This is a genomic window from Tistlia sp., from assembly GCF_040905785.1.
Taxonomy (GTDB): domain Bacteria; phylum Pseudomonadota; class Alphaproteobacteria; order Kiloniellales; family DSM-21159; genus Tistlia.
This window is the reverse complement of record NZ_JBBDQW010000052.1, coordinates 33,231-46,033: the sequence shown is the minus strand read 5'-3', so window position 1 is coordinate 46,033 and position 12,803 is coordinate 33,231. Positions and strand designations below refer to the sequence as shown.

Below are 12,803 nucleotides of genomic sequence, written 5' to 3'. Positions count from 1 at the left end.
GCGAGGGGGCCCGGAAGGACGCGACGCCCGGCAGAACCTGCTCTCTGGGGCAACCGATTCGGCCCGGCAAGACTCGCCCCTGCACCGGGAACAACTTGCCGATCGGGCCTGGCCTCTCCTTGGAGATCCCATGGCAGCACGAAATTTCTCTTTGTATTTCCGTAGGTTACTCCCATCGGTGGCAACTGGCACGAGGGTTGCTGAATGAGTATCGCCGGACCGTGCCAGGTAAGCACGAGGACGGCGACGAGAGCTGAAGAAGCGAGAGGAGAAAGACCTCAGACCGCCGCCCGGCCCCTGCCGACGCAACGGTCCGTTTCTTTCAGGCTTAGACCTCAAGGAGACCCCGGCTATGCCCCTCAACGTGATTTCAAACTTCGCCGCGAACGTCGCGCATCGTCACCTGACGATGTCCGACGCTGCGGCCTCGAACTCCGTCGCCAAGTTGTCCTCGGGCAGCCGCGTGCTGTCGGCGAAGGACGACGCCGCCTCGCTGGCGATCGGCTCGCGCTTGCGCGCCGAGGTCAGTGCCCTCAAGCAGGCCCAGGTCAACGCCGGCCAGGCCGTCTCCATGCTGCAGATCGCCGACGGTGCGCTGAGCCGCATCAACGACATCCTGATCCGCATGAAGTCGCTGTCCGTGCAGTCGAGCTCGGGCCAGCTCTCCAACACCGAGCGCGGCATGCTGAACGGCGAGTTCACGGCCCTGCGCTCGGAAATCGACCGCATCGCGGACGACACCGAGTTCAACGGCACCAAGCTGCTGAACGGCTCGAACACCTTTGCGGCCGCCACGATCGGCACCAACATCGAGCAGGCCGACGGCATCGAGCAGTTCATCTTCTCGAACGACACCGGCGCCTTCTCGGCCACCGACTCGGTCACCGTCGCCTTCAACGCGACGACCGACCAGTTCACGGTCACCAACGTCGCCACCGGCATCAACTATACCTCGGAGGCCGGCATCACGGCGCCCGCGGCAGGTGACTTCCGGGACGTGACGATCGGCGGCGCGGGCCTGACGATCCAGCTCAACTCGCAGTTCGATGACACCCTGGCGATCGCGGCGAACAACGCCTTCGAGGTCGCCGGCGGCACCTCGAACACGCTGTCGCTGGAGTTCAAGATCGGCACCGGCACCGACACCTACGACGACGTGACGATCCAGCTTTCGTCGGCGCGCACCACGGCGCTCTCGGCAAGCCTCTCGACCGCCACGATCGACACCCAGGCGAACGCAGAGCTGGCGATCACCGACGTCAGCTCCGCCATCGACACGCTGGCGCAGAACCGCGCCCAGCTCGGTTCGAGCCAGAATCGCCTCGAGTTCGCCTCGGCCAACATCGCGACGACCGTCGAGAACACTGAGGCGGCCCGCTCGGCCCTGCTCGACCTCGACGTCGCGGCGGAGATGTCTCACTTCACCTCGCAGCAGATCCTGGTCCAGGCCGGCGTCTCGATGCTCGCCCAGGCCAACCAGCTGCCGCAGAACCTGCTCAAGCTGTTCCAGTAGTTCCCGCCCGGTCGGCCGCCGACCCGCCAGACGGGCCGGGTGGGCCGCGCCGCCAGGACAAGAAAGGAGTCACCTCATGGCCATGAACGCCTCTCCGGTCAGCAACGACATGCTGCTGTCCCAGCCGCCGAGCCGCCTGGTTGTCACGCTTTACGACGAGACCATCGGTGCCCTGCGCGCCTCGATCGAGGCGATCCACCGCAAGGACATCGAGGCGCGCTGCAACGCGGTCAGCATCGCCAGCGAGCTGCTCGCCACCCTCTACCTCTGCCTCGACCACGAGCAGGGTGGCGAGGTCGCGGACAATCTCGGCAGGCTCTACAGCTTCCTGATCCCGCGGCTCCAGCGCATCAACATCTACAACGACCTCGATACCGCCGAGGAGGCGATCCGGCTGCTGCAGCCGCTGCGCGACTCCTGGCACGAGCTCGACCGACGGATCGAGTCCGGCGGCGCGGTGAGCCCGGCGGCCTGAGCCGCCGGCCTCACCTCCTTACCCGACGCCCCCGACGCGCACGGCCAGGACGGTCGACGCGTTCAAGATGACGAGCGATCCATGATGGACATTCTGGCCGCCACCTCTTCCGGTCCGCACGTGCAGGACCGCGCCGACCCCGGCAGGGGCTCCGGCGGCAAGGGCTTCGCCGACCTGCTCGGCACCCTCGGGAGCAAGCCCCCCGCCGCCCCCGAGCCGACCCCGCGCAGGCGGCCCGACGACGAGCCGGAAGGCACGGCGGCAGCCGCCGAGGCGCCAACGGCCAAGGACGCCGCGGGCGGCGGAAGCACACCGCGGAAGGCCGGAGACGACGCCGGCGAGTCGGATCGCCAGGCCTCGGATGTCCCGGAGGTTCCGGCAAAGGACGGCAAGACCGCCACCGGCCAGGGCGAGAGGGTCGGCCAGGTGCCCGGCGCTCCTGCAACGCAGGTCGCCACGAGCGGGCAGGCCACCGCCACCGCCCAGACGGCACAGCAGGGGCAGCCGACCGCCGCGACCCAGCCCGCCGCCGGCGTGGCCGGTGCCGGAGCCACACCCGCCACCGTCGTTGCGACGGCCCAGCAGACCACTGCCGCAGCGCAGACCACTGCCGCAGCACAGACCGCGGCCAGCGCCTTCCGCATCGCTGCGGAGGACGGCCAGACGCGGGGCGAGGTGCGCCTCGACCCGGCCGCCCAGACCCCGCGTGGCGCCCTGTCCGGCAACACCGCTCTCGCGGCAAGCCTCGCCGCCTCGGCCGAGGGTGCCGGCCAAAGCGCCGCGGACGGACCCGGCGGCACCCCGGCCGGCACGGGCGCCGGCCCCCAGGGCGCCGCCAAGATCGCCGACGGCACCGCCGCCAAGACCTTCGCCGGCCTGGCCGCGGAAGCGGCCGGCAAGCTGGCCGGCCAGGAGGCCGTCGCCGGTGGCAAGAGCCCGGTCCTGCAGGCCCCCGCCGACAGCGAGATCCTGCTGCCTGCCGGCCCGGAAAGCACGCGCGCGCCGGCGGTACAGATGGCGCAGGCGGCTGCCACCCCGGCCAATCCGAGTCCGCCGACCCAGGCGCCGATGGCCGATCAGGTGGCCGTCCAGATGCACCGGGCGCTCAGCATCGGCAAGGATCGCGTGTCGATCCAGCTGCATCCGGCCGAGCTCGGCCGCATCGACATCAAGCTGGAGCTCGGCCAGGACGGTTCGGTCCGCGCGGTCCTCCAGGCCGAGCGCAAGGACACCATGGACCTGCTGCAGCGCGACGTGCGCGGCCTCGAGCGGGCGCTTCAGAACGCCGGGCTGCAGACCGACGGCAACTCGATCACCTTCGACCTGCGCGGCGGCCAGCAGCAGCGCTCCGGCCAGGGCTTTGCCCACGGCCTTGCGGGCGGCGAGACCGGTGCTGCCGGCGCCAACGGCGAGGACGATCTGCCAACGCAGCCCGGGCGAGCCGAGGCGCGCCACGACGGCGCCGTGAACATCCGCGTCTGAGGAGACTGGACCGATGGACATCAACAGCACCACTCAGACCCAGACTAGTACCGGCGGGAAAAGCAACATCGCCGGGGATCAGAGCCTGTCCGAGACCTTCGACAACTTCCTGCTGCTGCTGACCACGCAGCTGCAGAACCAGGATCCCCTGGACCCGATGGACAGCGCCAAGTTCACCGAACAGCTGGTCGCCTTCAGCGGCGTCGAGCAGCAGCTCAAGACCAATGACAAGCTCGACCAGCTGATCAACGGCCAGGCCTTCAACGAGGCGGCGCAGCTGGTCGGTTTCCTCGGCAAGTACGTCGAGGCCGAGGGCGATCGCGTCAACCTGACGGAGGGCGGCGCGCCGATCGTCTACGACCTCGCCGGCGAGGCCGAGCGGGTCGAGATTCTGCTGACCGACAGCAGCGGCCGGACGGTCCGCACGATCGAGGGTCCGACCGGTGCCGGCCGCCACGAGCTGATCTGGGACGGTGCCGACGACTTCGGCAACCCGGCGGAGCTCGGCGGCTACACGATCCAGGTCCGCGCCACCGACGCCGAGGATGCGACGGTGGACGCCAAGACCTTCACGATCGGCAAGATCAGCGGCGTGGAGACGATCGACGGCATTCTGCAGCTGATGGTCGGCGATGCGCCGGTCAGGGTCGAGGACATCACCGCCTTCCGCGATCCCATCGCCGCCAGCTGACGCGCGACGGACCCCCATTTTCCGAGCGGCCGAACGCGGCCGCTCCCAGAGGAGAGAGTGATCCCATGAGTATCTACGGCGCGATGTTCTCCGGCGTGTCCGGCCTGTCCGCCCAGAGCCGAGCGCTCGGGATGATCTCGGACAACATCTCCAACGTGAACACGGTGGGCTACAAGTCGACCAAGGCCCAGTTCTCGACCCTGGTCACCCAGTCGATCAACAAGCAGGTCTACACGCCGGGCGGCGTGCGGGCGAACCCGGCGCAGCAGCTCGACAAGCAGGGGCTGCTGCAGGCCTCGGCCTCGGGGACCGACATCGCGGTCTCGGGCAACGGCTTCTTCGTCGTCAACGAGGCGGCAACGCCGGGCCTGGGCGACAACTTCATGTTCACCCGCGCCGGCTCGTTCAACCGCGACGCCAGCGGCAACCTGCGCAACACCGCCGGCTACTACCTGCAGGGCTGGGCCCTCGACCCCAACGGCGACCCGATCGGCAACACCTCGGTGCTGTCGTCGCTGCAGACGGTCAACATCGGCAACCTCTCGGGCACCGCGCGCGCCACCTCGGCCGCCGAGCTGGGCGCCAACCTGCCCTCGACCGCTGCCGTCGGTGACGACCAGGACATCTCGATCCAGGTCTACGACTCGCTGGGCAACGCTCACGACGTCACCCTGACCTTCACCAAGGTCGCAGACAACGACTGGACCTACACGGTGGCGGATCCGATCCTTGCCGGCACCGGCGCGACGAGCGGCACGGTCACCGGCGGCGGCGCCGGCTCGATCACCTTCGACGGCAACGGCGTGCCGACGGCGATCACCCAGCCGCCGATCGCGATCACCTGGACGACCGGCGGCGCCGGCGCCTCGAACATCGCCATCGACATCGGCACGGTCGGCGAGATCGGCGGCCTGACGCAGTTCGCCGGCCAGTTCTCGCTCGGCAAGATCGACCAGAACGGCGTGCGCTTCGGCGAGTACGCGGGGGTCGTGATCAACGAGGAGGGCGTCGTCACGGCGCTGTTCGACAACGGCGAGACCAAGGACATCTACAAGATCCCGGTCGCGCAGTTCTCCAACCCCAACGGCCTGGCCGCGCGCGACGGCAACGCCTACCTCCAGACCGCCGAATCCGGCGACGTGACCCTGGGAGGGGCGAACTCCGGCGGCGCCGGCAAGCTCGCCTCGGGCGCCCTGGAGGCCTCCAACGTCGACCTGGCCGAGGAGTTCACCGACATGATCGTCACCCAGCGCGCCTACTCCGCCAGCGCCAAGGTGATCACCACCGCCGACGAGATGCTGGACGAACTGATCCGGATCCGCCGCTGATCCCAGGTTCACTAGTCCGGCACGGATCCGGGGTACGCCCCGGGGTCCCGCCGACCCGGCCGACCACCAGGATGGTAGCGGCCGGGTCGAGCCTTTCCGAGGGAACACACGCTTAGCGACGATGCGGCCGGCGCCCTTCCCGGCGGGATTGCGCCGCCGGCTTGCCGCACGTTCCCGCCCAGGTCTCCCGCATTTGGCACGACTTCTCCCTTAACTATTGATTTTAGGGAATTTTAAGCCCCCCGCCCGTAGCCTGTGGATAGATGAGACTGCACGTATGCGGAGCACCAGATGACCTCCCAGAGCCCAGGTAGGACCACCTCGGCGACGCCGGAGCGAGAGAGACCGACGCACGTCATCGGGCCCGATGGGATTCCGATGTCGCTCGACGACCTCCCGCCGCCCGATACCAAGCGCTGGGTGATCCGCCGCAAGGCGGAGGTGGTGGCCGGCGTGCGTTGCGGGCTGATCTCGCTCGAGGAGGCCTGCCGGCGCTACACCCTCTCGGTCGAGGAGTTCCTCTCCTGGCAGCGCATGATCGAGTCGCACGGCCTGCGCGGCCTGCGCACGACCCGCCTGCAGGACTACCGGCGGCGGCCGTCCGGCGGCGCCGGGGCGGCCGCGGCGGAGTAGCCGGCCGATCCCCCGCGGGGCCGTTGCCGCCTCGCCTTCTCGTGGGCCTTCCAGACGGGAAAATTCTGCCGGGCACTAGGCAAAATTTTCCGCCGGTTAACCTAGCCTTTACCCAGCGGGCCCTAGCCTATCGCTGCGCGGATGGCGTTTGCTGCCGCGCCGCTAGACAACCCTGAAGCGGTAGGCTCCCCGGCTGTGAACACCTTCGTCGAAACCCTGCGCACGCTCGGACCGCTCCGGCTCGGCCTGATGGTCGGCGTGGCCGCCGCGATTCTCGCCTTCTTCGTCTACTTCGCCGGGCGCGTGACGACACCCGACATGCAGCTGCTCTACGGCGAGCTCGAACCGACAGAGGGCTCCAAGATCGTCGGCGAGCTGGAGGCCCAGGGCGTCGCCTACCAGATCTCTGCGGACGGAACGCGGATCATGGTGCCGGCCGACGAGGTCGCGCGGCTGCGTCTGGCGATGGCCGAGCGCGGACTGCCCAGCGGCGGCTCGATCGGCTACGAGCTGTTCGACCAGTCGGAAGGCCTCGGTACGTCCAGTTTCCTGCAGAACATCAATCACGTACGCGCCCTCGAGGGCGAGCTCGCGCGCACCATCCGCTCCATCGAGGGTGTGCGCCAGACGCGCGTGCATCTGGTGTTGCCGCAGCGCGAGCTGTTCAGCCGCGAGCGCAACCAGCCTTCGGCCTCGATCGTGCTCACGATGAGCGGCGCGCGCCGCCTCTCGAGCGGCCAGATCGCCGCGATCCAGCAGCTCGTCGCCGCCGCCGTCCCGGGCATGCAGCCCGAACAGGTCGCGCTGATCGACGACCAGGGCAACCTGCTGGCCCGCAACCGCGGCGGCGAGGACGGGGCCGCTGGAACCGCCCAGGAGATGCGCGCCAGCATGGAGGTGCGCCTGGCCAGCCAGGTCGAGGAGCTGCTGGAGCGCTCCGTCGGCGTCGGCAACGTGCGCGCCGAGGTCTCGGCCGAGCTCGACTTCGACCGGGTCACCGAGAACTCCGAGATCTACGACCCCGACAGCCAGGTCGTGCGCTCGACCCAGACCGTCGAGGAGCAGTCCAAGGACAACCAGGCCGGCGAAGAGGCGGTGACCGTCAACAACAACCTGCCCGACGCCAACCTCCCGCAGCTCGGCGCCGAGAGCCAGACCTCCTCCACCAGCCGCCTCGAGGAGACGGTCAACTACGAGATCAGCCGCGTCGTGACGACCCACGTCCGCGAAAGCGGCGCGATTCGGCGCCTGAGCGTGGCGGTGCTGGTCAATGGCACCTATGTCCCCGACGCCGAGGGTAACCCGGTCTACCAGGCGCGCTCCGAGGAGGACCTGGCCAAGCTCGCCGCCCTGGCGCGCAACGCGGTCGGCATCGACGAGTCGCGTGGCGACACCATCGAGATCGCCAACCTGCAGTTCGCCTCGACCAGCGACGCCTACGGCACAGCGGCGCCGGAAAGCCTGCTGCTCGGTCTCGACCAGCGCCAGGTCATGCGGATGGCCGAGATGCTGGTGCTCGGCGTCGTCGCGGTCCTGGTCCTGCTGCTGGTGATCCGGCCGCTGGTCAGTCGCCTGATGGAGCGTCAGATGTCGGTGGCCGGCGACATCGGCGGCCTGCTCGCCGGCGAGGCTGCCGGCGGCGCCCGGCCGGCCCTGGGCGGTCCCTCCGGGCAGCCCGGCCTGCTCAGCGGCCCCCCCGCCCGCGGCGGGACCGCGCTGGCGACACAGAACGGGCTGACGCCCACGCTCGGCGAGGAAGACGACGAGATCGACCAGATGATCGACATCAGCAAGGTCGAGGGCCGCGTGCGCGCCTCCTCGCTGCGCAAGATCTCCGAGATCGTCGAGAAGCACCCCGAGGAGGCCACGGGCATCCTGCGCACCTGGCTCCACCAGGAAACCTGATCCGCTGAGGCGCCGAAGCGCCCCGGCCGCCACGACACCGACCGCCAGATCGCAAACCGCCAGATCGCAAACCGCCAGACCGCCGACCGCCAGACCGAAGGACCGAGACTTCCATGCCTCCTGCCATGCGCCTGCGCGAGGACTACCGAGCCCTCTCCGGCCCCGAGAAGGCCGCCGTGCTGATGATGGCCGTCGGCGAAGAGAACGCCGCGCGCCTGTTCGGCATGATGGAAGACGATGAGATCAAGGAGCTGTCGCAGACGATGGCCAACCTGGGCACCGTCTCATCCTCCATCGTCGAGCGGCTGTTCGTCGAGTTCGCCGAGCAGATCTCCTCGACGGGCTCGCTGGTCGGCAACTTCGAGTCGACCGAGCGCCTGCTCATGAAGGTCATGGACAAGGACAAGGTCGACTCGATCATGGAGGACATCCGTGGTCCGGCCGGCCGGACCATGTGGGACAAGCTCGGCAACGTCAACGAGACGGTGCTCGCCAACTACTTGAAGAACGAGTACCCGCAGACCGTCGCCGTCGTGCTGTCGAAGATCAAGGCCGAGCACGCCTCGCGCGTGCTGGCGATGCTGCCGGAGCCCTTCGCCCTGGAGGTCGTCATGCGCATGCTGCGCATGGAGGCCGTGCAGAAGGAGGTGCTCGACGACGTCGAGCGGACGCTCAGGAACGAGTTCATGAGCAACCTGGCGCGCACCAGCCGGCGCGACAGCCACGAGATGATGGCCGAGATCTTCAACTGTCTCGACCGCAACATGGAGAGCCGCTTCCTGACCGCGCTCGAGGAGCGCAACCGTGAGTCGGCCGAGCGCATCCGCGCGCTGATGTTCACCTTCGAGGATCTGAGCAAGCTCGACACGGGCGGCATCCAGACGCTGCTGCGCTCGATCCAGAAAGACAAGCTGGGCATCGCCCTCAAGGGCGCCTCGGAGTCGCTGCGCGAGACTTTCTTCGCCAACATGTCCGAGCGCGCCGCCAAGATCATGAAGGAGGACATGGCCAGCATGGGCCCGGTCCGGCTGCGCGACGTCGACGAAGCCCAGCTGACCATCGTCCAGACCGCCAAGGATCTTGCCGCCAAGGGCGAAATCGTCATCGCCGACAGCAAGGGGGACGACGAGCTGGTCTACTGACCGGCTCGGCAGCGCACATGACGAACGCCCGCAAGTTCCTCTTCGACACCAGCTTCGACCCGGAGGCCCGGCAGGCCGCTCCGGCGGCGCCGCCGCCGGAGCCTGCTGCGCCGCCGCCGCCGAGCTTCTCGGCCGAGGAGCTGGAGGCGGTGCGCGAGGCCGCCTACCGCGAGGGTGCGGACCAGGGCCGCGATCAGGCGCTGAGCGAAGCGCGCCGGTCCGCGGAGTCGACCGGCGCCGAGGCCCTGTCCGTCTTCGCCGCGGGCGTGCAGGAGGCCCTCGGGCGCCTCGACGAGCGCCGCGAGGCGGCGACGGTCCAGGTCCTGGAAAGCGCCATCGCGGTGGTCCGCAAGCTGTTCCCGCTGCTCAGCGAGCGGCACGGCCTGGGCGAGATCGAGGGCCTGGTGCACGCCTGCCTGGAACGCCTGCACGAGGAGCCCCGGGTCGTGGTCCGGGCGCCCGACGACCTGCTCGACGCGCTGCGCGGTCGCATGGACGCCCTGAAGCTCGCGGCGGCCTACGAAGGCCGCGTGGTGCTGCTGGCCGACGAGGAGCTCGGCCCCGGAGACGCCCGCGTCGAATGGGCCGACGGCGGCGCCGAGCGCAGCGGCAAGCGGCTGTGGGCCGAGATCGACGAGATCCTGTCCCACGCGCTGACCGCCAGCGAGACCAGCGAGACCGGCGAGACCAGCGAGACCAGCGAGACCGGCGAGACCAGCGAGACCAGCGAGACCAGCGAGACCAGCGAGACCAGCGAGACCAGCGAACAGCAACAGGCGCCGGCCGACCGGTCGGCGCAACCGGTTTCTTGAGGAGACACGACATGGCCGGAAACGAGAATCTCGACCTGACCGATCTCGAGGAGATGGACGGCCCGGCGCCTGACCAGCAGGTCGCCGAGGAGCGCGCGACCCCGGGCACCGCCAAGGAGTTGGAGGCGGTCTACGACATTCCGGTCCAGGTCTCCGCGGTGCTGGGCAAGGCGACCATGCAGGTCAGCCAGCTTCTCAAGCTGGGCCGCGGCGCCGTCGTCGAGCTCGACCGCAAGGTCGGCGAGGCGATCGACATCTACGTCAACAACCGCCTGGTCGCGCGCGGCGAGGTCGTCGTCGTCGAGGACCGCCTGGGCGTCACCATGACCGAGATCATCAAGATGGACCGCAGCTGAGCGGTCGGTCCCGGAGCAGGAAGCAGAATTCGCCATGGCCGAGATCGCCAGCCCCAGGACCGACGCGCCGGTGCGACGCCCGCTCGCGCCGATGCGTCCGACCGCCCGGCTCGATTTCGCCACGCTCGGCGGCGTGCTCGGCGCCTTCGCTCTGATCGGCACCGCCATCGTGATCGGTGGCAGCCCTGGCGCCTTCGTCGACCTGCCGGCGATGCTGATCGTGCTCGGCGGCACGGCGACGGTGACGGCGATCTCCTATTCGCTCGGCGAGATGCTGCGCTCCTCGGGCATCGTGCTGCGCACTCTGCTCTACCACCGCGAGGACGCCTCCCAGACCGCGCTCAACATGATTGCCCTGGCAGACCGGGCACGCCAGCGCGGCTCGCTCGACCTGCAGAACGTGCTCCAGCAGCTGCGCCACGACCGCTTCCTCACCAAGGCTGTGCAGCTGGTCGTCGACGGCACGCCGGGCGACGAGATCGAGCGGGTTCTGGGGCGCGAGGTCGAGGCGACGCTGCAGCGCCACCAGCGCTCGGCCGGGATTCTGCGTCGCGCCGGCGAGGTCGCACCGGCCATGGGCCTGATCGGCACGCTGGTCGGCCTGGTGCAGATGCTCGGCAACCTGCAGGACCCCTCGGCGATCGGCCCGGCCATGGCGGTCGCGCTGCTGACGACCTTCTACGGCGCGATCCTGGCCAACATGGTCTTCCTGCCGCTCGCCAACAAGCTGGACCGCAACTCCGGGATGGAGGCCCAGGTCAAGCACCTGGTCTCGCTCGGCGCCGCCTCGATCGGCCGCCAGGAGAACCCGCGCCGCCTGGAGACCCTGCTCAACACGATTTTGGCCCCGGGCGACCGGGTCCGCTACTTCGACTGACCACGTCGGGCTTACTAGGGAATGGAGTTGGATCGATGCGCCTGCTGATCGTTGGATCGCTGGACGGACACCTCACCACGGCCGGCAAGATCGCGCTGGAGCGCGGCGCCAAGGTCGCGCACGTCGACGACCTGACCGGCGCGCTCAACGCGCTGCGCTCGGGCCAGGGCGCCGACCTGCTCATGGTCGACGTCATGCTCGACGTCGGCCGACTGATCGAGGCCCTGAAGCGCGAGCGCATCTCGGTGCCGGTCGTCGCCTGCGGCGTGCGCGCCGACCCGGCGCGCGCCGAGGCCGCGATCCGCGCCGGCGCCAAGGAATACGTGCCGCTGCCGCCGGATCCCGAGCTGATCGCCGCCGTGCTGGCCGCGGTCACCGAGGAGACCAATGCCTTCATCTTCGCCGACCCGGCGATGGACCGCTCGATCCGTCTCGCCGACCAGATCGCCGGCTCCGACGCCTCGGTGCTGATCACCGGCGAGTCCGGCACCGGCAAGGAGGTCATGGCCCGCTACATCCACTCGAAGTCGAAGCGCCGCTCGAAGACCTTCGTCTCGGTCAACTGCGCGGCGATCCCCGAGAACCTGCTGGAGAGCGAGCTGTTCGGCCACGAGAAGGGCGCCTTCACCGGTGCCCAGGCGCGGCGCATCGGCAAGTTCGAAGAGGCCAACGGCGGCACGCTGCTGCTCGACGAGGTCACGGAGATGCATCCGCGCCTGCAGGCCAAGCTGCTGCGCGCCATCCAGGAGCGCGAGATCGATCGCGTCGGCGGCACCCAGCCGGTGAAGATCGACATCCGGCTGCTCGCGACCTCGAACCGCGACCTCGACCAGGCGGTGCGCGAGGGCGACTTCCGCGAGGATCTCTACTTCCGGCTCAATGTCGTCAGCCTCGAGCTGCCGCCGCTGCGCGAGCGGCCGCGCGACGTCGAGATCCTGTCCGAGCACTTCCTCCAGAAGTACGCCGACGCCAACGGCGTGCCCAAGCCCTCGCTGACCGCGGAGGCCCGGACGATGCTGCGCGAGCACCAGTGGCGCGGCAACGTGCGCGAGCTCGAGAACACCATGCACCGGGCCGTGCTGCTCGCCGAGGACGGCAAGGTCATGCCCGAGTCGGTGCTGCTGAGCGGCGGACGCCTGGCCCCCGACCGCAGCAATCCCGAGCGCAGCAACCCCGAGCGCACGGGCCCGCCGCGAGGCGTCCCCGACGCGACCTCGGCGGCACGCGCCAACGGCCACGCCGCGGCCGGCGCCGACGAGGAGTTCGTCGCCTTCGGCAGTGCCGCCGAGAACGGCGACCAGTCGCGCCGACTGGTTGGCCGCACGGTGGCGGAAGTCGAGCGCGACCTGATCATCGACACGCTCAGCCACTGCCTGGGCAACCGCACGCACGCCGCCAACATCCTCGGCATCTCGATCCGCACGCTGCGCAACAAGCTGCGCCAGTACGCCGGAGAGGGCGTCGCGGTGCCGATGCACGGCGAGGCAGAGCGCTCCATGGCCTGAATCCGGCAGCCTGATCCGGCGGCCTGATCCGGCGGCCGCCGCCCTTTCCTCCACAGCAACAGTTTTTAGTAGAAAGCGAAACAA

12 protein-coding genes are annotated in these 12,803 nt (G+C 69.4%); all 12 read left to right on the top strand.

From position 1 onward, the window contains the following. Positions 1 to 352 precede the first annotated feature (352 nt). The 12 genes from WD341_RS12015 to WD341_RS11960 all read left to right on the top strand — a co-directional run bounded on the left by WD341_RS12015 (position 353) and on the right by WD341_RS11960 (position 12,719). Positions 353 to 1,513 (top strand): flagellin, encoded by a 1,161-nt coding sequence (locus tag WD341_RS12015; RefSeq protein ID WP_368425696.1) that lies wholly within the window; start codon positions 353 to 355, stop codon positions 1,511 to 1,513. A gap of 76 nt (positions 1,514 to 1,589) precedes the next feature. After that, positions 1,590 to 1,988, top strand: coding sequence for a flagellar export chaperone FliS (gene fliS, locus WD341_RS12010; protein WP_368425695.1), 399 nt, complete (start codon positions 1,590 to 1,592; stop codon positions 1,986 to 1,988). A gap of 81 nt (positions 1,989 to 2,069) precedes the next feature. Then, positions 2,070 to 3,470 (top strand): flagellar hook-length control protein FliK, encoded by a 1,401-nt coding sequence (locus tag WD341_RS12005; RefSeq protein WP_368425694.1) that lies wholly within the window; start codon positions 2,070 to 2,072, stop codon positions 3,468 to 3,470. Positions 3,471 to 3,483: 13 nt separating this feature from the next. Further along, positions 3,484 to 4,161 (top strand): flagellar hook assembly protein FlgD, encoded by a 678-nt coding sequence (locus WD341_RS12000; protein ID WP_368425693.1) that lies wholly within the window; start codon positions 3,484 to 3,486, stop codon positions 4,159 to 4,161. Positions 4,162 to 4,226: 65 nt separating this feature from the next. Continuing rightward, complete coding sequence (gene flgE / locus WD341_RS11995; RefSeq protein ID WP_368425692.1) at positions 4,227 to 5,489, top strand: flagellar hook protein FlgE; 1,263 nt, start codon at positions 4,227 to 4,229, stop codon at positions 5,487 to 5,489. A 291-nt stretch (positions 5,490 to 5,780) separates the two neighbouring features. Beyond that, a complete protein-coding gene (locus WD341_RS11990; RefSeq protein WP_368425691.1) occupies positions 5,781 to 6,122 on the top strand; it encodes a DUF1153 domain-containing protein in 342 nt (113 codons plus the stop codon). 195 nt (positions 6,123 to 6,317) lie between these two features. Then, the gene (gene fliF / locus WD341_RS11985; protein ID WP_368425690.1) at positions 6,318 to 8,027 is read left to right on the top strand and encodes a flagellar basal-body MS-ring/collar protein FliF; all 1,710 of its coding nucleotides are present in this window, start codon (positions 6,318 to 6,320) and stop codon (positions 8,025 to 8,027) included. 113 nt (positions 8,028 to 8,140) lie between these two features. Further along, complete coding sequence (gene fliG / locus WD341_RS11980) at positions 8,141 to 9,169, top strand: flagellar motor switch protein FliG (protein ID WP_368425689.1); 1,029 nt, start codon at positions 8,141 to 8,143, stop codon at positions 9,167 to 9,169. Between the two features lie 17 nt (positions 9,170 to 9,186). Then, positions 9,187 to 9,981: a hypothetical protein gene (locus WD341_RS11975; RefSeq protein WP_368425688.1), complete on the top strand. Its 795-nt coding sequence runs from the start codon at positions 9,187 to 9,189 to the stop codon at positions 9,979 to 9,981. Positions 9,982 to 10,034: 53 nt separating this feature from the next. Further along, complete coding sequence (fliN, locus tag WD341_RS11970; protein ID WP_368425763.1) at positions 10,035 to 10,337, top strand: flagellar motor switch protein FliN; 303 nt, start codon at positions 10,035 to 10,037, stop codon at positions 10,335 to 10,337. Positions 10,338 to 10,371: 34 nt separating this feature from the next. Further along, positions 10,372 to 11,214 carry a motility protein A gene (locus WD341_RS11965; RefSeq protein ID WP_368425687.1) on the top strand — a complete coding sequence of 281 codons (843 nt, stop codon included), beginning with the start codon at positions 10,372 to 10,374 and terminating at the stop codon, positions 11,212 to 11,214. A gap of 35 nt (positions 11,215 to 11,249) precedes the next feature. Next, a complete protein-coding gene (locus tag WD341_RS11960; RefSeq protein ID WP_368425686.1) occupies positions 11,250 to 12,719 on the top strand; it encodes a sigma-54-dependent transcriptional regulator in 1,470 nt (489 codons plus the stop codon). The last annotated feature ends 84 nt before the right edge of the window (positions 12,720 to 12,803 follow it).